The sequence below is a fragment of the Moorena bouillonii PNG genome (assembly GCF_001942495.1).
Classification (GTDB): Bacteria; Cyanobacteriota; Cyanobacteriia; order Cyanobacteriales; family Coleofasciculaceae; genus Moorena; species Moorena bouillonii.
Window position 1 is genome coordinate 1,850,929 of record NZ_MKZS01000001.1, and the last position, 25,376, is coordinate 1,876,304.

The window sequence follows — 25,376 nt, forward strand, 5'->3', positions numbered from 1 at the left end:
CTAATCACCTGGGTAGACAAGATACAAACAAAATTTAAATTGTAACGCTATCGCGTTATTAATTTATTGGTCGCGATTCATATCACCGCTAAATCTTGCGATTATAGCGGTGATATGAATCGCGACATTTTAGATAGAAAGAAAGGGGTTGATGAAAAATGCGATGGGCGAGCATTGAGCCCCTACGCGATTGGCCGTAGGCCACGGTAAGCGATCGCATCAGGGAGTTGACTTGGTGATAGCTCTCGCTATCCCATCCTGTAGGTGCGAGTATAGCGATCGCATAAGCGCGGAAGCTGAGGCCTTTGGCCACGCTTTGCGAACGCGTGACTCGCGTAGCGTGGCCAAAGGCCAATCGCTTTCTTTCTTAACTTAGAGGAGGTTAACTCAGAGTAGAGGGAGATACAGCCCCGATAGAATCAAGAGAGGGATTGCTAACTTCACCGATGATACCCGCGCAGCTGATTTGATTACCCAGGAATGCGTGATTGTCTAAAAATAGGGTGGGCAATATCTAGCAAGCCTTAGTACTAGGATTGACATAAAGGTTTAGTATTGCTGGCCTCAGTGCTAACAAAGCTCCAGATTCGCCATCTAAGATGGTCAGTTGTTTCATAGAGGAAGTTATCTATGAGAGTTGATACCAAAACACCAGAAGCAGTACAAAAAACTGCCACTGCTCCTATAGCTGAAACACAGCAAGAGTTCAACTGGCAGCAGAGCTGGTATCCTGTCACCTTTGTCCAAGACCTGCCCACAGACCGTCCTTACAGCTTCTCCCTGTATGACGAGCCTTTGGTATTGTTCAGAAACCAAGATGGTAAGCTAGCCTGTTTAACAAACCGCTGCCCTCACCGCGCCGCTAAACTCTCGGACGGACAAATCATTGATGGTAAAATCGAGTGCTTATATCACGGCTGGCAATTTGGTCAAGATGGTCAATGTTTGCACATTCCCCAGTTACCAGAAGATGCCAAGATTCCAGCCAAAGCCTGTGTGCAATCCTTTACGGTTGTGGAACGGCAAGGTATTGTCTGGGTATGGATGGGGAAACCTGAAGCTGCTGATCTCGAGGGCATCCCAACTGTAGCGGATTTGGAAAATCCTACAGTTGCCAGCTCAGACTATATGATAGACCTCCCCTACGACCAAACCTATTTTATAGAAAATGCCCTCGATCCCTCTCACCTCTTCATCAGCCACGAGGGCACCCTCAGTAGTCGAAAATACGCTCAACCCTTAGAAATGGAAGTCCTGGAAAGTTCTACTTTTGGGATTCGAGGCAGGTACCGAAAAACCAGGCAAAAGAATAGCCCATGGGTAAACCTTGATTTCGTTGCTCCCAATTTAGTGACCTACAAAAGCTCAAGTGGGGAAAAATCAGTTCGTATCGGTGGAGCAGCACTTTATTCCCTTCCTCTAGGTAAAGGCAAATGCCGTATTATTATTAGGAATTATAATAATTATTCTACCTGGAAACTGAAGCTACAGCCTCGTTGGATGGAACACTGGTACCGAGACAAATTCTTAGAAGAAGATTTACCACTTGTGGTGGGACAGCAGGCAGAAGTGGAACGGTTGGGAACAAGCCTAAACTCTCTGTATTTGCCACTCAAAACATCAGATCTGTTGTTGATTGAGTATCGCAAGTGGCTCGATAAGTTCGGAACATCTTTACCTTTTTATCAAGGCTATTCTACCAGGAAGCTACCCCAGAAAAAACTGGAAGATAATCAGCAACCACCTCCCCTAGACCGATTAAGGCGACATACTCAAATCTGTGGTTCCTGCAATCGAGCCTATCAGGTAACCAACCGGTTAAAAACGACTTTTGTGGCAGTAGCGATCGCATTGGCGGCTTTGGCAATAGTGACGGATGGTTCTGGCACTGAACTAGTTGCTATTTTAGGGTCTGGCTCAGCCATTGTTATTGCAACAGTTGCCCATCAAGTTAAAACCCATTTCGAGCGTTCTTACACTCGTCATTAACCCTAATTTGACCTCAAGGTCATGTAAGCATTCAGGCATCAGCTAAAGGCCTACGGTCACGCTACTTGAGGTGCCGTCAGCTTATTTTATTCAAAAGCTGTTCGGTGTAGCTTGCGCTATGGCCATAAACTGTTGCCGTAGCGTGGCCACAGGCTTTTGGCTGATAGCTGATAGCACCTCAAGTAGCCTGTGCCACGCTACGGGAAAAGCTTTTGAATAAGCGATGCAGCGCCGACCTGCGGGGGTTTCCCCCGGAGACAAAACCTTAGATAGGGTCGCCTTTATAGTTAGCAGGTTATGCAGATGCATGGTTAAATATTTTTTAATAGCGATGCAGCGCTGCCAAAGGGGGTTTCCCCCACTCGCGCTTTGCATCAAGACAAGGCGACCCTATCTTACGGTAAATTCAAACCACTCGCGCTTTGCATCAAGACAGGTATGAGAGCTATGAAGCTTATACAGTCTACTTTTTAGCTATCATGTCGCCCCCCCAGCTCCAATTTACTTCTTTTTGATTAACTGCCGTTTGCACCAATTCAGAAAAAATTATTCTAATTCATAAGTTTCAACAGTAAAGTCAATATTGCCAATCCTCCCAATATGGATAACACTTGAGTAGTCCTGTTACTTTTAGCAAGAATCTCCGAGTAAGATAATTCATGATTTTGAATCATTATGAAGGAATGGGTATTAAATAAAAAAGGAAATAAACGATTCAATAATAAGCGCATAAAAAAGTTAATACTCCATATTTTTTTCCGTAAAGGGTCTTGATTATATTGCCAAGGATAACTAATTTGTCCTAAACGAATTAAGGCTTTAATATCGGATTGGCGTAGGTTTTGATAGCGATAAAGTGCTTCAGAAAGATTATCTTTAGTTTCGGCTAATATTTCCTGGAAAACATAGATATCTTCTAAAGCAGAATTAACGCCTTGTCCAATGTCAGGAGGAAAACAATGAACTGCATCTCCTAATAAAATTACGGCTGTTCCTTGACTCTCTTCAGGGTTTCTCCAGATTTGATACAATCCTGAACAATATTGAGGAATCGGAAATTTACCCCCCTCACTGGATGTGAATCTGGCTATTTCTTCAGGGTCAATAATTTTTTCCAGGGGAATCTGAGGAAATGCTTGTTTCAGGAATTGTTCAACGTCTACTGGGGTTTCTAGTTGCCAGATTTGATGATCAGGGTAGGTAATAATATTTGCAGTTCTGGGTTGATTCGGATTTTTCAAGGGTAATAAACCCAGATTAATTGCTTTTTTACGCTCTTTAAAAGTAGACCGAATGGCATAAGCCATTGTAGATTGTGCTACATCTCCTTCTTGTTCTGATAGAGGAAATTGAGGAGGTAAGGTGAGAACTTTATATTTTAAACCGGAACTAGGAGAAGAAAACTTTTGCATTTCAAAGGAATTTGATTGACCTTTTTCCCATTCATGCAGAGTTTGACGCACAATAGAATTTAAACCATCACAACCCACTAACAGAGTAGGAGTCAGTGTCAATGGTTTATTGTCCCTAGATTGGGTAATAATTTCTAAATGCTCTAAATGTTGTTTAATCTCTATACATTCAGTTTTAAATAAAACCTTAATTTCATCTTGCCAATGGTGTTGAATTTCTTGGTAAAGTAACTCTATAAAAGATGCTCTGGGCAGCCAGTAGGCAGTTTTGCGTTTAGAATCAGCAATGGGTAGTTTCGTTGTTTTCCGTGTGCCGTCTTTTTGAATGAGAGTAAAGTAAAAGTCAGTACTAGGGACACTCACATTAGCTAGTTTGGGAGTTAGTTTTAATAAATCGGTTAATTTTTGCCCCCTGCCATCAATTTGATAACTAAAGGATTTATCCGGTTCGTAATAGTCGGCTGAGGGTCTTTTTTCAATAACCGTAATATTTTTCCAGCCTCTTTGGGCTAACATTAAAGCTGCCCCTAATCCTGCAGGCCCCCCTCCGATAATCACAACATTTTTTTTGTAGTAGTGATTCATTTTAATCTCAATTAACGCTGACGATGGCTTGTAATTAAAAACCCAATCCTGAAATTATTCACTACTCATCTGTGAATGCTCCTGCATTTGCTGATCAGAAGCCTCTAAATTTCAGTTTTTTATTGTCCGTTTGTCTGGTGTTTCATACTTAATTTAACGGCATAGGAACAGTTGACTTGACCGACTCACGCTCGTGTAATTTATCGAACCAATTTCCTATGTTAGGATATTGCAAAACCCAATCTTCATTTAAGCGAAGGCTGTAGTAACCCAAGGAACATAACGCTGCTACATCTGCTGCTGTCCATGTGTCATTGCTTAATAAATATTGAGATTGGGCTAATTGTTCCTCAAAAATTGGTAAAAGGCGATTAATTGACGTTTCTATTTTTGCCCGGTAGGGAGTCGGGGCGAGATTATTGGTCAAATTTAGTATCCATAAGTTGATGATATTATCACCTAAGTTATCTGCTAATTCTTCCCATTTACGACACTCAAGCCGTTCTCGAATATGACTTGGGGAAAAACGAGGTTGTGGATAAGTTTCGTCTAAATACTCTGCAATTAATGTAGAATCCCAAATAACTGTACCATCTTATTCTACAAACACCGGTACTTTACCAATGGGAGAAACTTTAATAAATTCCGAAGGTTTATTCTTAAGATTAACTTCTTTGAGTTCGCAGTCTATTTTTTTTTCAGCTAACAAGATCCGAATTTTCCTATAAAAGTTTGATTGCTGGTGATAATACAATATTCTCGCCATAAAATATCTCCACAAAAGCCACAAAATTTTTTACTTTACATCATTGAACCCAAATTGTTAAGCTTGGCTATAACAGGAGTGTCTAGCAGCCAAGATGAAAGAGCTAAATTCTATTCTAGCAGCATTCGGAGATAGTCAACACAACGATCAACAAGTATTTCTTGCTACTGTTGTCAATTCTCAAGGCTCTACCTATCGCCAACCTGGTGCGCGGATGCTGATCACATCAACTGGTAAAATGGTAGGAACCATTAGCGGTGGTTGTTTGGAAAATGATGTATTTGAGCATACTCGCGTCTCAATGCCAGACGGAAAACCCATAGTCGTAACTTATGATACCACTGCTGATGAAGACATTATCTGGGGATTTGGCCTGGGTTGTAACGGTGTGGTAAACGTCTTGATTGAGCCTCTAAATCAAGATAATCCCCTTAATCCCTTAGCTTTTATTAATCAATGTTTCCAAAACCAGCAACCAGGTATTATTGCCACTGTTATTGCTGTAGAAGGTAAGGTTAATGTTCAGGTTGGGGCGCGTTTAATCCTGCAATCAAATAATACTGTCAATACTGATATTAAAGACGAATATTTGACTGCTGCTTTGCTCAAAGATGCTCAAGCTGCTCTGGAAAATCAACATTCAAGTTTCCATCAATACCAATTAGCAGTCGGTAAAGTAGATATTTTTATCGAGTTTATTAAACCCCCGCCACACCTAATAATTTTTGGTGCAGGTCGTGATAGTCTACCTGTAGCAGAGTTTGCTAAAGCCTTAGGTTGGCGAGTCACTATTGTTGATTGTCGAGGGAGTGAGGTAACTCAAGAGCGTTTTGTCATGGCTGATCAGGTGATTCTCACCCGCAGGGACATTCTAAACAAGCAAATATCTATTGATGATGACACTATTGCTGTGGTCATGACTCATAACTACCTCGATGATTTAGAAATTTTGAAAGTGCTAATCCCTGCTGAGATCAGCTATTTGGGTTGTTTGGGCTCCAAGCAACGCACTGCCAGGTTACTGCAAGATTTACGTGCAGCAGGAGTAGCATGTACACCCATACAGCTAGAAAAGTTATATACTCCTGTTGGTATTGATATTGGTGCAGATTCACCAGAAGCGATCGCATTATCCATCATTGCTGAGATTCAAGCCGTGTTAGCAAACCGTGGTGGTGGCTTTTTAAAACACCGCATGGAACCAATTCACGAACGAACTCAAGTCAAGGAAATCCCAATTGATAAACTATAAAATTTGTGGAAGTTTGACTCTTGATTCTTTGAATTATGAAATGAAAATAACCCATTCACAGCTAAAACCAACTGAATCAAATATTGCTATTATTATCCTAGCAGCAGGTGCATCAACCCGCATGGGTAAACCTAAACAACTCTTACCCTATCAGGGATGCAGCTTACTTCGCCATACCATAGAGAAGGCAATGGCTTCAGTCTGCAAGCCTGTAGTGGTGGTTTTAGGAGCAAATGCCCAACAGATATATTCTGAAGTTAACCAACCTTCTGTAACGGTAGTTGAAAACCCAGATTGGAATTTGGGAATGGGTTCCTCAATTCGTAGCGGAATTCTATCCCTTGCAACTTGTTCTGAAACCATAGACGCAGCAGTAATTACTGTTTGTGACCAGCCGTTTATTTCTCCTGAAATTATTAATCATCTAGTTGCAGCCTATCATGCTACGGGAAAACCCATCGTTGCTTGCCAATATGCAGATACATTAGGTGTACCTGTTTTGTTTAAACATAGATTTTTCTCTGAACTAGCAACCTTAGATGAGACCGTGGGTGCAAAAAAAATAATTAACAAATACTACAACGAAGTATTTAGTATTTCTTTTCCATTAGGTGTAATTGACATTGATACACCAAGAGATTACCAGAAGTTAGAGAAAAACCAAGAGGGGCAAGAGCTCCGGAGTTTTATTTGACAAAAAAACAAGACCTCCTAGGTTTACATCTCAAATACAAACCCTATAGTAGAGTGCGTTAATAACGCACCTTACTGGTATAGTTATGGCGTAAGTCCTGTTAGTTACAAGCCCGATCCCCTTGTGGATGAGGCTGTTGACTGTTCAATATAAAAAGAGTATAAAACTCATAGCTAAAGGCAAAAATGGAGCAAATACACTCAGAAATTGACGCAATTCGCCAGAGCATTGCCGCACTACGTGCTGAACGTGATACCCTAACCCGCCAGGAAATCATCCTAGAAGACCAGTCCCCAGAAGCGATCGCTCAAGCCTACCGTCGTCAAGCCAGTGAAAACGCCCAACGATCGGTAGAGATACTAGGAATCGATAATGCGATCGCAGCCTTAGAAGCCCAGTTGCAACAAAAACAGCAGCAGTTACAGCCAGCACTTACTATCAGTCAACCCCTAACCCTAGAAGACCAAATAGAACAAGCCACACAACAAGCTTATGACCACGCTGAACGGATTAATGAACTGGCAGCGGAACTAGCAGAAGAACTCAAAGCCCTAAAAGCGATCGCTCATGACCTGAGTCCCATTTATTGGAAGTTGTATCATCGACCCTTTGTTACTGGATTCAGAAGTACCTCAGTTCCCTATCTTCGTTCCGATCACGATGTTTTAAGGATTACCAAACTAGTCATTTAAATCTAGTCATTAAAATTAGTAATTCAAACGGATAACCTAAGATTATTTTATCCGTTTATCCCTGTTTAAACATCCAGGTTTATTTTATCTTTTACCATTAACCACCGCTAACTTTCGCTTTGTATCCCAGTTTAATCATAATTTGCACTAGTTTATCAGTATGATTACCTTGAATTTCAATAGTATTATCTTTAACTGTACCACCACTACCACATTGGCCTTTGAGCTGTTTAAGTAACTTGGTTAAGGTTTCTGGTGATGATTGAAATCCACTAATTACTGTAACGGTTTTTCCTTTACGTCCTTTCCGTGATGCCTGTACCCGCAAATCTTGCTGATTTGGCGGAAGTTCCTGAATCCCTCGTTCAACTGCAGCGTCATTGCTAGTGCCAAATTCCTGGTAGGCAATTCGATTGCCAGAGGTTTTGGAGTCAGAAGCATTACGTTTTGATTTTGATGAAGCCATTGGTTTAATCTAGTATTAATCTATTTAAAAGTCCGGTTAATCACTTACCAAATAGTGGCTCGATTTTTGGGTCAGGGTAATGGGTAATCGGTAATCATCAACTACCAATTACCCATTACCCATTACTAATGACCCATTACCCATTATCCTATCCCGGAAAGGAACGGTTCTGGATGTCCCTGTTCAGGAATACAATCGATTTCGATCTGGAATGTCCCTTCAAATCCAGTGTCTTGCACTTTAAATTCCCAGGCACCATCCACTTCTTTCATCTTATCAGCGGGATTGGCGGTAAAATCTGGCTGAGCAAATTTTTCATCGGTATGGAGGTAGAGTTCTATGGGTGTCTTGGCAATCAGAACCCGGATATAGTATTGTTTGCGGAATATGACATTGTCAGAGAAACCAAGACCTAACAAATCCCGTTCACCGACGTAAAAGTCCAGCCGTAAGACCATGTCTTTCTCTTGTGCTGGGATGCTCTCATCCTCTAGAATTGATATGGTATTCAGGTAGCCTTCCCAGATCAGATTTTTGCCATCTGCCCAAGGAAATGCTGGGTTTTCGTCGGTCAAATCCTCTTTAATAAACGGACCATAGCAGTTTTCCGCAGCCTCACTCTGGTGGAACAGTTCAAAATCCACCAGACGGGGTTTAATGGATACTCCCAGAAAGAACTCACTTTTGCCAAACCAATCCTTACCCCGAGTGATTTGGCCGTTGACAAAACGTAAACGCGATCGCACATTCCCAAACAAAAAGCGCGTTGCTACTTCAAATGCTTCCCGGGAAGTAATCACGGAGTCGAAACCACCGTGGGATTTGTGGATAAAGGTACGGGGTGCCCCAGGAATTTGGGCAGAGAATTGCTTAACTAAGCCATCACTACGGTTATAGTTAGAACCAAACTCATATCTCGGGGAGAAAACGCGGTTGAGAAAGGAGGCTTGTCGAAAATTGTAAGACTTATAGTTGGTGCCAACAATAGTTAAAAGTCGTTCTAAGGGAAAGTGTTTCTCAAAATTTTGGAACGAATAGGGGTTGTTGAGCTTACTTTGATTTTTGAGATTAAAGCGCTCTAATTCTTCTTGAGCACCTAGTTCTCCCCCAAACCCCAGCCAATCTTCTAAAATTTGGAAGGTAATGCCTTGGTGAGGAGTGCCCAAAGTGATAATTTTATTGATGTAGTCTTCAGCCTTAAGACCAAGGCTGGGATAGGTGACTTGAACTGCTTCACGAGCGATTAATCCACCCATAGAATGGGCGATGATGTTAACCTTAGGTTTAACACCTGCTTGATTTGCGGTTAGTTCACGAATTAAGTAGATCAGACGCACCAATGCATTACCATAGGTGTCAAATTTACGCTCTTTTAGATCATAGTAGCGAAATACCCAAATGGAGCGCCAAGGATCTTTGATAGACTCCAAAAAGTATTCTGACATCTCTGGGTTTATGACTACTTTATCCCCTGAAAAATATCTTTTTTGTTCAGTTTTGTCTGGATAGTTTAGAGTATAGGTTTCTTCTTTTAGGCGCTTAAATTTCTCGAAAATACCATTATCCTTTAACCACTGGAGTGATGATGGCAGGGGTTTGCCATCCTGGAGCATTTTCTGCAAAGAGTTTAGTTTCCGAGGCAGGGCTGGTTCATCTTCAATCTCCCGACTACTAAAGGTCACGACGTTAGTGGCATCCTGGTATTGCCAGTCTGACTTGAGAAAACTCAGGATTAATCCTTCATAAATCTCATTTGTTCCCTTTTTGTGTTCATAGACGGTGCCTTGGTTAAAGCCCTGATAGGTTAAGCGCTGTTCCTCTTGAATATTGAGACCGCCAAACCCACGAATTAGGATAATTGGTAAAGGAGTACGGGTAGGTACAGACATTGTCATCTCCTATGACATCTGAAATGTTAATTCATCGATCTTAGCTGCTGATTTATCTATAGACCATCAGTGTTTTTCGTCAATTAAAAATTAATAATTTAAAATCACCTCAGTTCGACATAACCAACTATCCTCCGATTCAGGAGCTTCCAGTCAGGAGCTTCGAGTCAGACTAATTAATTTTTAAGTAAGTTTGAGGATAAATTGGTTTATGTATCCACTGCTTAGCCTTTCAATCAACAGGTAGGACAAAGTCAATTATTTACTGATGGACATTAAAATAGAGTAAAAAAAATATCATAAACTACTTGTGATAATAGTTGTGATTACATTAGCATCGGTCAAGAATAAATTTTTACACTAGTTGTTCTAGCTATGAAACAACTGAAAAAAATCTTGATTGTGCTCTGTATACTTTGCCTGTCTGTGTTTTATGGTGATTATGCCTATGCCCACGCTCGCCATCCCAGGTTGTCAAGACGCATATAGCGCTACCCGCAAGGCAAGAGGAATCCCCCCTAACCACCCTTAGTAAGCAGGGCGGGCATGCATGCTAAAGTTGACTACAAAAACTTAGGTGCGCTTTCCGCATTAAGAATTAAATTCGCCACGAGTGGCACCTGATGTTGTTTGCGGCAGGCCATGGCTGGGTCAGGGTCGTAATTAGAGGTGAAACGCACCCGATAAATAAGTTTACTGCCATTGGCTTTGGCAGATTTTCGGTCAATGAACCAACCCAAAACCACTCGCGCTTTACATCAAGAGAATGAATACTATCCAATTTAAATGCGCAACAGCTAATAACAATGCCGTAGATGATAGAATTAAATAAATGAAAATAAGGATGAAAAACATCCAAAATGGCAAAAGACGTTTTCCATCAACAGGTTAAAAATGCTTTGATCAAAGACGGATGGAATATCACTCACGATCCTCTCACGATTCGGATTGGCGAGGCAGTCAAATTACAAATTGATTTAGCGACAGAAATCGAGACGTTACCAAGTCAAGTTGATGATTTATGATCCGAAATTGGAGGAGATTAAGCAATGGATAAAATAGAGCAATATCGGCAATTTATAAAGCATATTTTAACTGAACACTCCCAAATAGCAACCCCTACTGATAGGGATACGGTCAAAGCCGAGCTAATATTTGATAGGGAACACGACCATTATCAATTGGCTTATGTGGGTTGGCAAGGAGATAAGCGGGTATTTGGTCCTGTGATGCACTTTGATATTATTGATGGCAAAATCTGGATTCAATATAATGGGACTGAAGACTCGGTTGCTGAGAGGTTGGTGGAAATGGGTGTGCCCACTTCTGATATCGTTTTAGGTTTTCATTCCGCTTTTAAGCGCCAATTTACCCGTTATGCAGTTGGTTAAAACTTTGATACCCTATATACCGGTTTGCGACTTTATTACGTGCAAGGGCTGCTCCTGGTTGACTGACAAAAGTTTACAGACAGCGACTGAAAATCTGGCAACATTAGTCAAAACTGACTCTGCTGTGATGTATACAAAGGGCTGGCCCTTACTGCTTTGTTTACCAGCTTGGAACAGTCTTGTCCAGCCAGCTAAAATTGGAAATACGAAGTTTACACTCAGCCATAACTGCCTGTACCGGTGCCACCAAAGGGAATTTCCCCCATCAGCGACTTCATCAAGACAATGGTAAAAAATGTATAGCGGTTTCTAGCCTAATGAGGTACACAGGATTTTTTATCTCTTGCCTCTTGCCTCTTGCCTCTTTTTTGTTCCGGTGATCCGCTGTTCCCTATTCCCTGGGCATAGCGCTATAACAAACAACCTTTAACCAACCTTAAAAACTAAAAAATAGTTCCCATGTCAGACCAACCCCGTACCCGTCAGGAACTCTACGATCGCATCCGCGAAATAGGTAAAGAAGAATTCGTCCTCGAAGAAATGATTCGCTACGGATTTTGGCCAGCAGAAGGTGAGATGCCAGAAGATCCAGCGGATGAAATTCGACGGCGGGGAGAACTCCAGCGAGAACTAGCCCAACTGCGCCAAGAAAGTCAGAAACTACAAAATGAACAAGCAGTCCGTAAGCGGTTGTTAAAAGAACGGTTAGCCCAGTCTAGGCTTAAGCGTCAGGAAACCAAAGAAAGACGGGAACAACAACGGCTCGAACGTGCCCAAGCGTGGGCTATACGCCAGCAAAAGGAAATACTCTATCTCGGTGAGCAAGTATCCCCAGGTCTAAACCATACCGAAAGCGATCGCATACGATTACAAACCTATAAATTACCCCTGCTTAGCACAGCCCAAGACATTGCTCAAGCCATGGGGATTGCCCTAGGACAGCTACGCTTTCTCGCATTTAATCGCAAAACCGCCACCATATCTCACTACATTCGTTTCAAGATTCCCAAAAAAACCGGTGGAGAGCGATTAATTTCCGCACCCAAACCAAAACTAAAACAAGCACAACACTGGATTCTCAGCAACATACTAGAAAAACTAGAACTAGACAATGCCGCTCACGGCTTTCGACGCGATCGCTCCATAGTAACCAACGCCCAGCCTCATGTTGGTGCTGATGTCATTATCAACATTGACCTAAAAAATTTCTTCCCATCCATTTCCTACCCACGAGTCAAAGGACTTTTCCGGTCATTCGGTTATTCAGAAGCAGCAGCAACAGTATTTGGATTACTATGTACAGAAGCCGACATTGAAGAAGTCGAACTAGATAGCAAAACCTACTACGTAGCCACAAGCGATCGCCACCTCCCCCAAGGGTCCCCCGCTTCACCAGCCATTACCAACATATTGTGCCGTCGTTTAGACCACCGACTAACCACAGTAGCCACAGACTTAGGCTTTATTTACACCCGCTATGCCGATGACCTTACCTTCTCCGCCTCTGGTGAGAGCCTCCGCTTTATCGGTAAACTCCTAAAACGCACCAGCTCCGTAGTAGCTCACGAAGGGTTTACTATAAATCAACAAAAGACCCGAATCCTACGCAAATCCCAACAGCAAGAAGTAACAGGAATTGTAGTCAACCACCATCTCAATATTTCCAGAAAACAATTAAAACGCTTCCGTGCTACCCTCTATCAAATCGAAAAAGACGGTCCAGACAGCAAACACTGGGGAAACTCCAGTAATGTAATCGCAGCCATTCAAGGCTACGCCAACTTCATCGCCATGGTAAATCCCGAAAAAGCAGCCCCGTTTCAAGCACAAATCCAACGCATCAAAGACAAATGGTTATCTAATCAGCATTAGGTCTCAGCTTACTTATTTTTGAATTAAGAATTAAGAATTAAGAATTAAGAATTAAGAATTAAGAATTGGGAATTAAGAATTAAGAATTGGGAATTAAGAATTAAGAATTAAGAATTAAGAATTGGGAATTGGGAATTGGGAATTGGGAATTAAGAATTAAGAATTAAGAATTAAGAATTAAGAATTGGGAATTTAGAATTATGCCTTCTACATTCTACATTCTACATTCTACATTCTACATTCTACATTCTACATTCTACATTCTACCTTCTACCTTCTACATTCTACATTCTACATTCTACATTCTACCTTCTACCTTCTACCTTCTACCTTCTACATTCTACCTTCTACATTCTACATTCTACATTCTACATTCTACATTCTTAATTCTGCATTCTGCATTCTTCATTCTGCATTCTTCATTCTTCATTCTGACAGACAACCTTAAACCCAAAAAACCTTAAAATAACTACCGCTTACCTCGTAAATTTATCACCTCCTTATGTACACTCATACCAATCTGAAGAGACTGATTAAGTAAGCGACCATATTCACCAGTTTCGTCACTCAGCTCAAAAGCCATCAAAGTAGCCAAATTATCATCAAGATTGCTTAAAACTACCTGACGGCTGTCAATTAAATTATTATGACTTCTGATTAAATTTTCCACTTGTAAAGCATTCACTAAACTTTGTTTAGTAATAGCTAGAGATTCAATAACTTTTCTCCGGCTTTCAGAGTGCTTGAACTCAGTAATTGAGCCCTCAATTGCCTCTATTCGTTCAGCTAAATCAATCGCTTTAATCACACCATTATAGTTATCAACCTGATCCATTAACCTAACCAAAGACTTAATTCGCTTTCCTTGTTTATAAAGATATACATTACCAATCACTATCCCTGAAACAAACAATCCCACCAGTATAGTAAATAGCCCAGTTATCCCAGCCTGGTCTTCAGGCAAATTGCCTGAATTTTTCATAAAAATCAGGATTGGAGGCAAAAATAAAATTAAACTCAGACCCAATATAAATATCTCAGTTAACAGAATCGATAACATATTCTTAGGCTTCTTAAATATAAACCCCCGACAAAAATCAATAGCCACCAGCTTAGCAAAATTCAGATCTACCAGGTTTCTGATATCCTCTGACGTAATCTCTAAATTACCTAAATTTGATGACATATCATCTCGCTCCTGTTAACCATTTTATGATATCTTGTACCAATCCCAATCATCCACCAATAGTTAAAACCACACTGCGAATAAATCAAGTATTATTAACAGCATCTCACCCAAACAATCCCATCCGTTATCGATATACAGCGTTTTTAATAACTATGAGGTGCGCTTTCCGCATCTAATTATTAAATTCGCCACGAGTCGCACCTGAGATACACATAATTTTTCCCTGTTCCCTATTCCCTATTCCCTATTCCCTATTCCCTGCTCCCTATTCCCTGCTCCCTGCTCCCTAAAAGCCATAAATTTGTACCTGACCGACTTGAAAACTGCTGTAATAAATAGCGCTGCGCGCAGCGCTATACCTGCCACAAGTGTGGCTTCAAAATAGCAAATCAATAGTAAGCCTTAACCCCAACCCAGCATTCTACCAATTAACTGCAACACATGCATATAAAAATTACTCTCTAGCTCGCGAAATAGGGCAAAAGGTTCCCCAGGAGCTCCGAAGAATGGTCTGAGGGTCCATCCCAATTGGCTACCAACAAATCCATAGAGCACTAACCAAGCTTTAAGAATCCTAGTGCGATATTTGTTTTCTTCAGCTTCTTGCTCAGTGATCAATCCCATGCATTGGTAAAACACATTGACACCAATTAACCCAGTGATGCCAAATATTACTATATTTAAGAGCTGAAAAAATGTATAATCATCAATCGAGAGACGGAAAAAGAGAGTGATAGGAGCAAAGCCAAATAGCATCACACTAATCACAGATGTCGCCGCCAAAAGCAAAGCTAGGTACTGCCCAAAACTACGTTTAGAGCCTGAGCTAATCTCAAAAAAATATAAAGTCGGTAAACAAATCAACAGCGTTAAAAGGTATAGCGCCGGTAATTTGATAGCTGAAGAGATAATCTGGAGGGGGCCACTAAACGAGCCGATAATTGCACCATAAATCCCAAAAAATGCCGAGCTAGCAATCAATAAAGAGATAATCTTGATATCAATCCTAATCCCTTGGTCAACCTCCTTCAGGAATCTTTGGCGATCGCGCAAAAACTCCATAAGCACAGTAAAGTGGTTCATGACCTACTCCTAATTAAAATTTAAAGCTACAAGATACAGCCACCTAACACGTTCAGCCACCTAGGATAAAATCTAGTAATATAGCACTAATTTTTACTAGCATTAGTGCTTACCACAATAATCGATGGATTTACCATTGCCCATGCCAAATTGCCATTGGCAACTAACTCACTGTTATATATATAATTACTTCACGGGATTTGACCTCCTTTCCGTAAAATAAACTGCTAATTAACATGGGATGACCCCATAGGAATCATCAGATTTGGGTCATATACAACTGATTTTGATAACTCAAGGTATCAGCAAATGATTTCCGTTACAATCCTCACTTGCTGCCATACAACAACCCATAACGAATCAACCCCCGGCGATACCCTCGACTCATTAACCCCATCGACAGTGCCGCTTGCACAATTTTCCAATTACTTTTAAGCAACCCTAAAATCGCTTTCGGCTCAAAAGCAGAATCAATCACAATATCCCAAAACGGTTCAACCGCATCTGACCAATCCGCCGTCCGAAGAGTTTGGAAATTCAAATTGCCAGCAATTTCCTCATACTCCTGCAAAGAAATCACATAAGGCAAACAATAAACCCGATAAATCTCAGCCAAATGCTGCTGTTCATCTGTTGTCAATTGTCCCGTCGCCAAGGTGATCGGACGATGACACCAAGTTGCCATTAAAAACTTTCCCCCAGGTTTGAGCACCCGATAACATTCCTGAAGAAACTGTTGCTTATCCGGCATATGTTCTCCACTCTCCATCGACCAGACAAAATCAAAGGTTTCATCAGCAAAAGGCATATCCAAAGCATTAGCAACCTGAAACTGAACCCGTGTCGCCAACCCAGCCTCTTGTGCTCGTTGAGTTCCTCGTGATGCTTGAACTGGACTTAAGGTAATGCCAGTAACATTTGCTTCAAACTGTTGCGCTAAATAAAGTGAACTGCCACCAATACCACAACCGACATCCAGGATAGTACTAGCTTGCTCCACTTGAGACCAACAGAGCAATTCATCAATCAAGTCAATTTGTGCCTGATATCGGTTTTTCTTCTCAGTACCCGCCCAGCCATAATAGCCATGGTGCATATGTTCACCCCAAACTGCTTCCCACAAGCCAGAAGAGGCATCATAAAATTCCTGAATCTGTTTTTCAAGACTCAATTTTTCAAGACTTAATGTCATATCATGTCCAGTAGCATCGTTCCGTATCACCAACTATAGCGGTTCTCACTTCCATAAACCATACCCAATTGAATGGGGGCACACCGTGATCCGCTACTAAGGAAAAAGGGTCTTGACAGATGGTAAATCACAAATGAACAATGACAAAGACAAAGGACAAAGACAAATAACAAATGAGACATGACTATTCCCCGAACCATTTGCCTTGGATTCCTTTCCGTAATTGCCATCGGAACTCTTTTGCTAATGATGCCATTTGCTGCTAGCGATGGCACATGGACTCACCCGATGGTGGCACTATTCACCTCAACTTCTGCTGTCTGTGTTACTGGTCTAGTGGTTGTCGATACTGGCTCCTATTTTTCCTTTTGGGGACAGTTGATTGTGCTTGGCCTCTTTCAAATTGGCGGTTTGGGCTATATGACCACCACCACATTTCTCATTTTACTACTAGGGCGCAAGTTCAAATTGAAGCAGAAAATCGCCATTCAACAAGCTTTAGATCGACAAGGTTTACAAGACAGTGCAGCATTAATTCGTTCCATCATTGCCACAGCAATAATTTTTGAAATTACAGGCATTTTTCTACTTTTACTAGTGTTTGTTCCCGATTATGGATTATACCAGGGACTCTGGTTAGCCATTTTTCATAGCATCAGTGCTTGGAATAATGCTGGATTTAGTCTGTTTCCAGACAGTTTAACAAGTTATCAGTCATCTCTTCTCCTCAATCTAGTGATCACAACTCTAATTATCTGCGGTGGCATTGGTCAACAGGTAATTTTTGAGTTTTATCTTTGGTTGCGCGATCGCATTCTACGACGACGTCAGTCTCTGGAATTTTCCCTGAATTTTAAAGTAGTCACTAGCACCACTCTCTTTTTGTTAATAGTGGGAGCAATCGCATTTTTATTGATCGAATTTAATAATTATAACACTCTAGGCTCTTCAACATTATTATCAGACAAATTTCTCCAAGCTTGGTTTCAGTCAGTGACCACCAGAACCGCAGGTTTTAACACCATTGATCTTGGTAAAATGACCACAGCCGGGTTATTTATTACCATTGCAATGATGTTTTTTGGAGCCAGTCCAGGGGGAACAGGTGGTGGAATTAAGACTACAACAGTAAGAATTTTAGTTAGTTCTACCAAAGCAATTTTACAAGGCAAAGAAGAGGTTTATCTATATAAGCGTCAGGTACCAACTGAACTAATTTTAAAAGCCATTGGAGTCTTAGTAGGATCATTCGCTACAGTAATTCTATCAACACTTTTAATTTCCCTAGCTGAGCCAACCCTTGATTTTATTGAGATTTTATTTGAAGTTGTCTCAGCCTTTGCTACTGTCGGTCTTTCCACAGGGATTACCCCAGACGTTTCTACCTGGGCAAAGCTAGTTTTAATTGGAACAATGTACATTGGCCGGGTTGGAGTTTTGTTGCTCATGGCATCCCTACTAGGAGAACCCCGTCCCAGTTCAGTTCACTATCCAGAAGAAAACTTACTTGTAGGATAATCCAATGGAAAAGGTATGCTGGCTTGGTAATGGCAAATTGCCAATGGCAATTAACACTTAAAAATTAACAAGTAACAAGTAAAAAAATACTATAGCAGTTATCAAAGGAGGCCGAAGTGAATCTATCATTTTTAACATTTTTGCGTAACCTACCCAAAGAAAATAAACAGTTTGCCGTTATTGGACTAGGGCGTTTTGGTCGAGCTGTCTGTTCCACACTATACCAACTTGGCTATGAGGTTCTGGGTACTGATATTGATGAAAAACTAGTTTGCCAAGTGTTAACCGAAAAAATAGCTTCCCATGCTGTGCAGCTCGATTCAAAAGAACCCTTAGCATTGAAAGAAGCCGGGATTTTAGAATTTGACACAGTAATTATTGCCATCGGTAACTATTTACAAGAAAGCATTATCACCACCCTCAACTTAAAAGAAGCAGGAGTTCCTTACGTCATTGCTAAAGCTTCCTCAGAAGTTCATGGCAAGCTGTTAAAACGGGTAGGAGCCGATCATGTAGTTTTTCCTGAGAATGACGCAGGTTGTGCTTTAGCACGCTCCCTCACCAAACCATCCATTTTGGAATGGTTTGACCTAGACTCTAAGCACAGTATTGTCGAGGTCAGAGTGCCAGAAAAATTTGATGGCAAAACCATTATGGAACTGGAATTGCGCAAGCGCTATGGCTTGACTGTCCTGGCTATTAAGGGAGATGCTGAATTTGAGATTAACCCTGACCCTAATCAACCTCTGTACAAAGATATGCTTATGGTTATCATTGGCTCCAACCCTGATATTGACCGCTTACCCATTTAAAGCTTAGGAATCCCTCTGTCTGGTTCAGACTTTTCCGGTTCCATCTGTTCAGTTTCAGTGGACTCTACCTTAGGAGTTTCTTGGGATTCTACCTCCAGAATTTCAGGAGACTTCATGTGTGGAATTTCAGGAGAGTCTACCTCAGGAGTTTCTTGAGTATCAACCAACTTGTCTTGTGCTTCTAGCTGCTTGATGTACTCATCAACCTCTGTCACCTTCTCCTCATTACCAGCAAAGGCGAATAACTCTCTAGCTTTGACCAAAGAAGAGAGAGCTTCCTCTCGCTGTTGAGACTTTTCTAAAACTACACCCAAGTTGTAATGACCTTCTGCTAATGCCGGAGACAGGCTAAGAGCTTGCTGATATTCAGCCATGGCGTCCTCATACTGTTCTTGCTGTTGTAGAGCAACACCAAGGTTGTAGTGGGTCAAGGCGTGGTAAGGATCCAGTTGCACAGCTAATTTGAGTGTGGTAACTGCTTCGGCGTAGTCACCATTGGCTGTCAGTGCTGCCCCTAGCTGTCGGTAAGCATCCACATTTTCCGGTTCCAGTTCCGTCACCAAGCGAAACCGAGTAATCGCTTCCGCCAACTCCCCTTTCTCAAACAAAATTACCGCTAATTGATACTGAGCCGGAGCCAAGTTCGGGTCAACCTTAACTGCTTCCCTAAAAGATTCCTCTGCCGCTGACTTTTCCCCTTGCTCCACCAGTAATAGTCCCAACTGGTAGTGTGCTTTCTCCAATTTAGGTTGAGTGCGAACTGCTTGTCTGAGTGCAGTAGTTGCTGGTCCAATCTGCTCTTGCTCGACTAAAATCAGTCCCATGTTATAGTAAGCTTTACCATAATCTGGGTCTAGGCGAATGGTGGCTTGGTAGTGTTCGATCGCCTGTTCTTGATTACCCTGAGATTCCAGAGCTAAGCCTAAATTATAATAAATATCGGCTGATTCAGGATTGAAAGACAACGCCTGTCGATAAGCAGCGATCGCACTATCGGGTGCCCCTTCCTTGTAAAAAGCAATGCCTAAGTTGTAATAAGCTTGTGACAAGGTTGGGTCAAGGGCAATAGCAATTTGGTATTGTTCCAATGCCAGCTGGTTCTTACCCTGCTGCAAATACGTATTCGCCAACAAATAACGTCCCATGGCCATATAGGGGTCAAACTCAAGGGCTTTACGAAAAGCGCGCTCTGCCCCAGGAAAGTCCCGACGTCCGTACAGTTTCACCCCAACTTGAAAGTATGAAGCCGCATCCAGGTTATTGGAGTATGGACCTTCCATCAACTGCTTGGTTCCTTTATACTCAGGAATCTCTTTACCTTCAGCTTGACCAAAACTTGTCAAACCAAAGCTGATGATAGTGGCAGCTAGCAGCGGTATCGTTCTCATTCACCCTTTTCCTATATGCTGAGACATTTTTGGTATACTACAGGATAATATTTTTTTACTAGAATAATTAGCTGCTTATCAAGCCCATCCCCACAGGAAATGACCCTAGCTGCTGCTCCGATATGCGATCGCAAAGATCAAGCCCTATCCTTAGTCGATTCAGTCATTGCCCAATCCCAAGCAGAAGGGGTATTCGTCAGTCTCAGCCTTGGTGACGAATTTCTGAGCCGCTTCTCGGAAAATCAGATTACCCAGAATATCAGCCGCCAACGCTGCCAACTTACCATTACCAGTTATTTCGGTAAGCGTTGTGCCTCTGCTACCACAACAGAACTAGACCCAGAGGCAATAGCCCAAACTATCCAACGTTCAGAACAACTGGCTCGCATTGCCCCAGAAGATCCTGAATGGGTACCCCTACTCGAATCCCAGGATTATGAGCAACGCACCCCAGCCTTCGATCAAGCCACCGCTACCCTTTCCCCCTTGGCACGGGGAGAAATGGTCAAGGGAGTATGTACCTTAACTGCTAAGGCAGGAGTCGAAGGGTCTGGTAAGCTTAGTACTCAAGCTTTTTTACGAGTTGTGGGGAACTCCCAAGGGTTACGAGCCTTAGACCAAGGTACAGAGGCAGACTGTAGCGTGACAGCCCGTATAGACGATGGTTCAAGTTGGAGTCATAGCACCGCCTTTGCCATAGAGCAGTTACCGATTTTAGAGAAGTCATCGATAACAGGTCTAATTGAACGAGCCTTAGCCTCACGTCACCCCCGTCAGGTCAATCCAGGCACCTACCCAGTCATCTTTGATGGTGCTGCCTTTGCGGAATTGCTGTCTTGGGTAATCTGGAATATGGATGCTCGGGCAGCGGATGAAGGACGTTCCTTTATGTCCCATAGTGATCAAACCGGTAAGCCTACTGGTAACCGCTTGGGTCATCCAATGTTTAGCCCTATCGTCCAGGTACAACGCGACCCTGCTCATCCCCTACTCCAATTAGGCACTTGCTTTCGGGATGGGTTGAGTAATCGCTACACCGAGGTGATTAAGGATGGTATTCCCCAAATCCTTTACTATAGCCGCTATTGGGCAGCTCAGAAAGGTAAAGATCCAACCGGACTATTGTTTCCCATTGTCATGTCCGGTTCTAGCCAAAGTCTAGCTGACCTGATTGCCCAGACAGAGCGAGGTATTTTGGTAAATCGTGCTTGGTATGTGCGCTATGTCAATCCCAAAACCCTAGAAGTCACAGGGATGACTCGTGATGGCACATTCTGGATTGAAGACGGTCAGATTGCCTACCCGATTAAAAACCTGCGCTTTAACCAAAGCCTGCCCCAAATGTTGAAAGAAGTCGATGCCCTAAGCAAAGTACAGCGCTACGGTAATATCGTAGTTCCAGGAGTTCGGGTCAAGGCATTTAACTTTGATAGTATCACTGACAGCATTTGAGGCAAATCATGAATGATGAAATATGAAGAATTAAAGAAGAAAGCTGTCATGTGAAATGTGAAAGCTCACATGTGAAAACTTTACCTTTTACCTTTTGCCTTCACTTAACCCATTACCCATTACCCATTTAGCCCTTAGGTGTTTCTGCTTTGGGGTCATTTACTACAGCAGGACAACGAATGGTAAAGGTAGAGCCAACACCAATCTGGCTTGTCACGCTAATTTGACAACCCATCATCTCGCAGAAGCGTTGGCTGATGGAAAGACCTAAACCCGTTCCACCATACTTTTTGGTGGTTGAATTATCTGCCTGGGTAAATGGTTGAAATACTTTGTTAAGCTGTTCTGGAGTCATACCAATGCCAGTATCAGTTACTGAGAAGATCAACCAATCATCAGATTCGAGATTCGCTAAGGTATTGGGGGAGGTAGGAATATCGATGGTGGGGTAGGAAGGACTTGAGGATCTCGAATAAGGTTGGGATAACTCCAAGATGAGTTCGTTCTTGCCATTCCTATGGTTACTTCCTTCACGCTTAATGCTAAAAGTAATCGTGCCTGTCTCAGTGAATTTTGCAGCATTACTTAGCAAGTTTAACAGAACCTGCTTGAGCTTAGTCCGGTCAGCCACCATTGTCCCGAGAGAGTCAGCACTGCTGATCTTTAGACTATTGTTCTTTTTCTGCATCAGTGGCTTAGCAAGGCTTTCCAATTCCACTATCAGGGTGGTAACATCAAAGCTTTCTAAGTACAGGTTCATCTTGCCCGCTTCAATCTTTGAAATGTCTAGAACATCACTGATCAGTGTGAGCAGGTGCGTACCAGAGTTCCAAATCTCCTTTAAGTCAGAGACGAACTCGTCATAGCCTAACTCCTCGGCATCTTCCCACAGCAACTGACTTAAGCCCAGAATACCGTTAAGAGGTGTCCTTAGCTCATGGCTCATACTAGCCATAAACGCACTCTTGGCATGGTTGGCTTCTTCAGCCGCTTCTTTTGCCTGTTGCAATTCAATCTGAGCCAACTTGTTCTCCGTAATATCCCGGACAATGGTCAGCACTTCGTTATCTCCACTGACCACAATCCTTGCTTCAAAATGGCGGCGTTGGCCATTAATAAACCTCTCATGTTCAAAGATTTGGATCTCCCCAGTTTCCAAAGCTTGCTTAACATTGCGGATATAAAGTTGAGCTATATCTGGTGGTAATACATCATACACCGTTTTACCCAAGACTTGATCAAAAGACCCAAAAGAGTTCTGATTCCTTGCCACTTTATAATCTAGAAATATACCATCGTTGCTAAAGTGCAACATTAAATCTGGGATAGCATTAAGTAAGGCTCGATTTTTCTCTTCACTTTGGCGCAGAGCTTCAGCTCGCTGTTCCAAACTTGCAACGAGTTTTTGCAGCCGGGAAGTCATGCTGTTGAAGGAATCTGCCAACTCCGCTAGCTCATCCTTGGTGTGAACAGTAATCGTCTGGTTCAAGTTCCCAGCCGCCAGACGCTTGGTTGCAGCAGTCATCTGTTGCAATGGTTCAGTGATTGACCGACTCAGCAGCAGTGCCAACAGGGTACCAGCAGCCGCTGCAGTTACTGCCACCACTAGACCTTGATTGCGTACCGCAGCACTTTTATTATTCAGGGGAGCTGTAGACAGTCCGACACTAATCGCTCCCACTGTCTGATTCCCTAGAATCACTGCCTTACCAGCAAAAAGTTGGTTATTTTCCCACCTAACAACTGTATCTTTACTCCTTAGCAGCTCCTGGCCAACAGAGTTACTCTCGAGACTATACACCTGACCGTCTACCGGATTGGCTTCGGCTACAATACGTCCATCTTTTTGGTAGATGAAACCCTCCTCCACTAACCCCTGCTCCCCCAGCTGCTCCATGACCTGCTCCAAAGAATCAGCATCTGCAAGGTAGAGCGCATCAGCAGTCACTAAAATCAGAGTCTTAAGCAATAGTTCAGCCTGTTGCTTGAGTTCTTTACGAAAGGTTTGTTGCTCACGGTGCAGAGATAGCATGGTGACACTAGCCACTGCCACAATGACCAAGCTAGTCATGGTCATTGTCAGTTTAGTGGCTAATGGCCATTGTCTCCAGCTAAATCTGCCCATGGAATTTACCGATTCTCAACAATGTTGTATAATTGTTGCATCCTGTCCAACCCCTGTAGAGTTGGGAATTCATCAAACTTAGCAGTCTTCTGGAACTTAGTCAGCACTTCTTTGCCCTTGGGGTCCTCATCCATGGTAGTCAGGATACTTTTGAGCTGAGCCAGCAATTCAGGATCCATATTGGCTGGAACCATCACGACTTGCCGAGGCACTTTTTCCGTCTCAGCCAGGATAGTCATGGCGTCCCGGACATCCTCCGGGACTTGCTTGAAAGTCTGGTTATCCACTGCACCAGCGTCTGCCTTTGAGCTAATCACCCATTGGATAGTATTTTCATCATCATCACTGAAGATATACCCCACCTCATTAGCTGCCACTACATCACTGGCTGATCCCTTTTCATTAGGCTTCAAACCTGCTTCAATCAGATAAGCCATAGGTAACATATAGCCAGAGGTCGATTGTCTATCATCAAACGCGACCTTCTTACCCTTGAGGTCAGCTAGGGATTTAATCCCTCGGTCTTTCATAGTAAAGATAATCGTGTGGTACTCAGCATCACCCCGTTTCCAACGGCGCAAAATTGGTTGAGCACCAGACTCTTGATTAATCCTCATCGCTGGGTAGAGACTATCGAAGTATAGGTGTACCTCCCCTTCTTTGAGCCAGTTGATCATGGTCGGAAAATCGGAGGCAATTTTTACTTCGCCAGTGTTAATATCGAACTGACTCAAGTTCTCAGCCAGGTAATTTGCCAGGGGCTGGAAGCGGCGGATCTTTTTGGCTGGATTTTTTGAAATATCACCTAAGACAATAACCTTAGTGTCTTCAGAAATTGTCGATGGCTCTAAGCTAGGGTTTGATTGTTCTGGTTGTTGACTACAGCTCACTAAGGAAGTGAGCAGACCAACGAGCATAACTTTTCCTAACAGCTTGGTTAACATAGTGTCCTACTCTCAATTACAGTTAGAACCGATGTCTTCACAGGTAGATACTAGGGTTAGCCATGTCAGTATGGCTACCTTAGCCAACTTAGCAAAGTTTTCAGTGAATCTACCTAAGAATAGCGATTTACTGCAGGACACTCTACCTAAACACAAAAGCCCATAGGTAAATTCACTGATTCGGTTATCCCCTTGAACTGTAGATGCCTTAGTAATTCCTTGGGTTAGGTGAAGATCAATACAGGGAACTTTATGCCAGAACACCCTAGTGCAGTTGGGCTAGAGCGAGTTGCATGCTTTGAGGGAATGACAGACTCGCCTGATGGACAAAGGGAAAAGGTATTCGTCTTACCCCAAGCCCTTTTCCTTGTCCTCGTAGGTTTTGCCTCCGAAAAATCATCTCTTTGAGAGTACCTTAGTTTCACCAGTTTCACCTCCCCATAGACACCCTCTGCTAAAGCAGACCTTGCATAGCTCGAAGCTCCGGTTTCTTGAGAAGTCATAGATTACCCTCCCGGTTAGACAATGACTCTTGAGCATCGGAGTAGATGCAAAGCGTGTGCTAGAACCTAGGAGCTATGTTATATGGTATCACTTGATCTCGTCACATAACATGATCTACTTACTAGCCTTTTTTTGCATATCTTAATAGTTATGGGCTCTTA

Annotated in this window: 23 protein-coding genes and 1 pseudogene; 10 read left to right on the forward strand and 14 right to left on the reverse strand. The window is 42.4% G+C overall.

Features of this window, described 5'->3' with window-relative positions; genetic code table 11:
- Positions 1–88: 88 nt before the first annotated feature.
- A complete protein-coding gene (locus tag BJP37_RS35880; RefSeq protein WP_143727506.1) occupies positions 89–313 on the reverse strand; it encodes a hypothetical protein in 225 nt (74 codons plus the stop codon).
- 317 nt (positions 314–630) lie between these two features.
- On the opposite strand from BJP37_RS35880, the gene BJP37_RS07660 reads away from it, so the two are divergent.
- Complete coding sequence (locus BJP37_RS07660; protein WP_075897733.1) at positions 631–1,989, forward strand: aromatic ring-hydroxylating dioxygenase subunit alpha; 1,359 nt, start codon at positions 631–633, stop codon at positions 1,987–1,989.
- 90 nt (positions 1,990–2,079) lie between these two features.
- On the opposite strand, the gene BJP37_RS07665 is transcribed toward BJP37_RS07660, so the two are convergent.
- From BJP37_RS07665 to BJP37_RS42285, 4 genes are all read right to left on the reverse strand, one after another.
- The gene (locus tag BJP37_RS07665; RefSeq protein WP_075897735.1) at positions 2,080–2,364 is read right to left on the reverse strand and encodes a hypothetical protein; all 285 of its coding nucleotides are present in this window, start codon (positions 2,362–2,364) and stop codon (positions 2,080–2,082) included.
- Between the two features lie 176 nt (positions 2,365–2,540).
- Positions 2,541–3,986 (reverse strand): FAD-dependent oxidoreductase, encoded by a 1,446-nt coding sequence (locus BJP37_RS07670; RefSeq protein ID WP_075897737.1) that lies wholly within the window; start codon positions 3,984–3,986, stop codon positions 2,541–2,543.
- A gap of 148 nt (positions 3,987–4,134) precedes the next feature.
- On the reverse strand, positions 4,135–4,413 hold the full coding sequence (locus BJP37_RS42280; RefSeq protein ID WP_229415235.1) for a glutathione S-transferase C-terminal domain-containing protein: 279 nt from the start codon (positions 4,411–4,413) through the stop codon (positions 4,135–4,137).
- A 168-nt stretch (positions 4,414–4,581) separates the two neighbouring features.
- On the reverse strand, positions 4,582–4,752 hold the full coding sequence (locus BJP37_RS42285) for a glutathione S-transferase family protein (RefSeq protein WP_229415236.1): 171 nt from the start codon (positions 4,750–4,752) through the stop codon (positions 4,582–4,584).
- A gap of 94 nt (positions 4,753–4,846) precedes the next feature.
- Between BJP37_RS42285 and BJP37_RS07680 the strand changes: the two genes are divergently transcribed.
- The 3 genes from BJP37_RS07680 to BJP37_RS07690 all read left to right on the forward strand — a co-directional run bounded on the left by BJP37_RS07680 (position 4,847) and on the right by BJP37_RS07690 (position 7,390).
- Positions 4,847–6,004 carry an XdhC family protein gene (locus tag BJP37_RS07680; RefSeq protein WP_075897739.1) on the forward strand — a complete coding sequence of 386 codons (1,158 nt, stop codon included), beginning with the start codon at positions 4,847–4,849 and terminating at the stop codon, positions 6,002–6,004.
- Between the two features lie 40 nt (positions 6,005–6,044).
- Positions 6,045–6,698 carry a nucleotidyltransferase family protein gene (locus tag BJP37_RS07685; RefSeq protein WP_075905863.1) on the forward strand — a complete coding sequence of 218 codons (654 nt, stop codon included), beginning with the start codon at positions 6,045–6,047 and terminating at the stop codon, positions 6,696–6,698.
- Positions 6,699–6,883: 185 nt separating this feature from the next.
- Positions 6,884–7,390, forward strand: a complete 507-nt coding sequence (locus tag BJP37_RS07690) for a hypothetical protein (RefSeq protein ID WP_075897741.1) — start codon at positions 6,884–6,886, stop codon at positions 7,388–7,390.
- 97 nt (positions 7,391–7,487) lie between these two features.
- Here BJP37_RS07690 and BJP37_RS07695 read toward each other — a convergent pair whose 3' ends face one another.
- From BJP37_RS07695 to BJP37_RS07705, 3 genes are all read right to left on the reverse strand, one after another.
- Positions 7,488–7,856: a translation initiation factor gene (locus BJP37_RS07695; protein WP_070391866.1), complete on the reverse strand. Its 369-nt coding sequence runs from the start codon at positions 7,854–7,856 to the stop codon at positions 7,488–7,490.
- A 143-nt stretch (positions 7,857–7,999) separates the two neighbouring features.
- Positions 8,000–9,745, reverse strand: coding sequence for an esterase/lipase family protein (locus BJP37_RS07700; protein WP_075897743.1), 1,746 nt, complete (start codon positions 9,743–9,745; stop codon positions 8,000–8,002).
- A gap of 563 nt (positions 9,746–10,308) precedes the next feature.
- Entirely contained in the window at positions 10,309–10,485 is a 177-nt protein-coding gene (locus tag BJP37_RS07705; protein WP_214607747.1) for a hypothetical protein, read from the reverse strand.
- Between the two features lie 120 nt (positions 10,486–10,605).
- Between BJP37_RS07705 and BJP37_RS07710 the strand changes: the two are divergent.
- The 3 genes and pseudogenes from BJP37_RS07710 to BJP37_RS07720 form a co-directional block, all read left to right on the forward strand.
- Positions 10,606–10,734, forward strand: a pseudogene (locus tag BJP37_RS07710) (element excision factor XisH family protein); the annotation flags it as partial.
- 60 nt (positions 10,735–10,794) lie between these two features.
- Entirely contained in the window at positions 10,795–11,136 is a 342-nt protein-coding gene (locus BJP37_RS07715) for a XisI protein (RefSeq protein WP_075897749.1), read from the forward strand.
- A 459-nt stretch (positions 11,137–11,595) separates the two neighbouring features.
- Positions 11,596–13,008, forward strand: a complete 1,413-nt coding sequence (locus BJP37_RS07720; protein ID WP_075897751.1) for a reverse transcriptase family protein — start codon at positions 11,596–11,598, stop codon at positions 13,006–13,008.
- Between the two features lie 469 nt (positions 13,009–13,477).
- Here the strand turns inward: BJP37_RS07720 and BJP37_RS07730 are convergent, their stop codons facing one another.
- From BJP37_RS07730 to BJP37_RS07740, 3 genes are all read right to left on the reverse strand, one after another.
- Positions 13,478–14,194, reverse strand: a complete 717-nt coding sequence (locus tag BJP37_RS07730) for a hypothetical protein (protein WP_075897755.1) — start codon at positions 14,192–14,194, stop codon at positions 13,478–13,480.
- Positions 14,195–14,599: 405 nt separating this feature from the next.
- Complete coding sequence (locus BJP37_RS07735) at positions 14,600–15,280, reverse strand: actin-binding WH2 domain-containing protein (protein ID WP_075897757.1); 681 nt, start codon at positions 15,278–15,280, stop codon at positions 14,600–14,602.
- A 328-nt stretch (positions 15,281–15,608) separates the two neighbouring features.
- The gene (locus BJP37_RS07740; protein WP_075897759.1) at positions 15,609–16,472 is read right to left on the reverse strand and encodes a methyltransferase domain-containing protein; all 864 of its coding nucleotides are present in this window, start codon (positions 16,470–16,472) and stop codon (positions 15,609–15,611) included.
- A gap of 180 nt (positions 16,473–16,652) precedes the next feature.
- Between BJP37_RS07740 and BJP37_RS07745 the strand changes: the two genes are divergently transcribed.
- Positions 16,653–17,990 carry a TrkH family potassium uptake protein gene (locus tag BJP37_RS07745; RefSeq protein ID WP_075897760.1) on the forward strand — a complete coding sequence of 446 codons (1,338 nt, stop codon included), beginning with the start codon at positions 16,653–16,655 and terminating at the stop codon, positions 17,988–17,990.
- Positions 17,991–18,106: 116 nt separating this feature from the next.
- A complete protein-coding gene (locus tag BJP37_RS07750; protein ID WP_075897762.1) occupies positions 18,107–18,802 on the forward strand; it encodes a potassium channel family protein in 696 nt (231 codons plus the stop codon).
- On the opposite strand, the gene BJP37_RS07755 is transcribed toward BJP37_RS07750, so the two are convergent.
- The gene (locus tag BJP37_RS07755; RefSeq protein ID WP_075897764.1) at positions 18,799–20,190 is read right to left on the reverse strand and encodes a tetratricopeptide repeat protein; all 1,392 of its coding nucleotides are present in this window, start codon (positions 20,188–20,190) and stop codon (positions 18,799–18,801) included. The two genes, BJP37_RS07750 and BJP37_RS07755, sit on opposite strands and share 4 nt — an antisense overlap.
- Before the next feature lie 99 nt (positions 20,191–20,289).
- On the opposite strand from BJP37_RS07755, the gene BJP37_RS07760 reads away from it, so the two are divergent.
- On the forward strand, positions 20,290–21,642 hold the full coding sequence (locus BJP37_RS07760) for a TldD/PmbA family protein (protein ID WP_075897766.1): 1,353 nt from the start codon (positions 20,290–20,292) through the stop codon (positions 21,640–21,642).
- Between the two features lie 127 nt (positions 21,643–21,769).
- On the opposite strand, the gene BJP37_RS07765 is transcribed toward BJP37_RS07760, so the two are convergent.
- Both BJP37_RS07765 and BJP37_RS07770 read right to left on the reverse strand, forming a co-directional pair.
- On the reverse strand, positions 21,770–23,767 hold the full coding sequence (locus BJP37_RS07765; RefSeq protein ID WP_075897768.1) for an ATP-binding protein: 1,998 nt from the start codon (positions 23,765–23,767) through the stop codon (positions 21,770–21,772).
- Positions 23,768–23,772: 5 nt separating this feature from the next.
- Positions 23,773–24,711, reverse strand: a complete 939-nt coding sequence (locus BJP37_RS07770; protein ID WP_075897770.1) for a phosphate/phosphite/phosphonate ABC transporter substrate-binding protein — start codon at positions 24,709–24,711, stop codon at positions 23,773–23,775.
- Positions 24,712–25,376 lie beyond the last annotated feature (665 nt).

Excerpts from the sequence above, each read along its gene's own strand:
- BJP37_RS07770 (WP_075897770.1), bottom strand. The coding sequence starts at position 24,711 with ATGTTAACCAAGCTGTTAGGAAAAGTTATGCTCGTTGGTCTGCTCACT.
- BJP37_RS07700 (WP_075897743.1), bottom strand. The coding sequence starts at position 9,745 with ATGTCTGTACCTACCCGTACTCCTTTACCAATTATCCTAATTCGTGGG.
- BJP37_RS07765 (WP_075897768.1), bottom strand. The coding sequence starts at position 23,767 with ATGGGCAGATTTAGCTGGAGACAATGGCCATTAGCCACTAAACTGACA.
- BJP37_RS07680 (WP_075897739.1), top strand. The coding sequence starts at position 4,847 with ATGAAAGAGCTAAATTCTATTCTAGCAGCATTCGGAGATAGTCAACAC.
- BJP37_RS07735 (WP_075897757.1), bottom strand. The coding sequence starts at position 15,280 with ATGAACCACTTTACTGTGCTTATGGAGTTTTTGCGCGATCGCCAAAGA.
- BJP37_RS07670 (WP_075897737.1), bottom strand. The coding sequence starts at position 3,986 with ATGAATCACTACTACAAAAAAAATGTTGTGATTATCGGAGGGGGGCCT.
- BJP37_RS07745 (WP_075897760.1), top strand. The coding sequence starts at position 16,653 with ATGACTATTCCCCGAACCATTTGCCTTGGATTCCTTTCCGTAATTGCC.
- BJP37_RS42285 (WP_229415236.1), bottom strand. The coding sequence starts at position 4,752 with ATGGCGAGAATATTGTATTATCACCAGCAATCAAACTTTTATAGGAAA.
- BJP37_RS07665 (WP_075897735.1), bottom strand. The coding sequence starts at position 2,364 with ATGCAAAGCGCGAGTGGGGGAAACCCCCTTTGGCAGCGCTGCATCGCT.
- BJP37_RS07660 (WP_075897733.1), top strand. The coding sequence starts at position 631 with ATGAGAGTTGATACCAAAACACCAGAAGCAGTACAAAAAACTGCCACT.
- BJP37_RS07720 (WP_075897751.1), top strand. The coding sequence starts at position 11,596 with ATGTCAGACCAACCCCGTACCCGTCAGGAACTCTACGATCGCATCCGC.
- BJP37_RS07695 (WP_070391866.1), bottom strand. The coding sequence starts at position 7,856 with ATGGCTTCATCAAAATCAAAACGTAATGCTTCTGACTCCAAAACCTCT.
- BJP37_RS07740 (WP_075897759.1), bottom strand. The coding sequence starts at position 16,472 with ATGACATTAAGTCTTGAAAAATTGAGTCTTGAAAAACAGATTCAGGAA.
- BJP37_RS07690 (WP_075897741.1), top strand. The coding sequence starts at position 6,884 with ATGGAGCAAATACACTCAGAAATTGACGCAATTCGCCAGAGCATTGCC.
- BJP37_RS07730 (WP_075897755.1), bottom strand. The coding sequence starts at position 14,194 with ATGTCATCAAATTTAGGTAATTTAGAGATTACGTCAGAGGATATCAGA.
- BJP37_RS07715 (WP_075897749.1), top strand. The coding sequence starts at position 10,795 with ATGGATAAAATAGAGCAATATCGGCAATTTATAAAGCATATTTTAACT.
- BJP37_RS07760 (WP_075897766.1), top strand. The coding sequence starts at position 20,290 with ATGACCCTAGCTGCTGCTCCGATATGCGATCGCAAAGATCAAGCCCTA.
- BJP37_RS07685 (WP_075905863.1), top strand. The coding sequence starts at position 6,045 with ATGAAAATAACCCATTCACAGCTAAAACCAACTGAATCAAATATTGCT.
- BJP37_RS07755 (WP_075897764.1), bottom strand. The coding sequence starts at position 20,190 with ATGAGAACGATACCGCTGCTAGCTGCCACTATCATCAGCTTTGGTTTG.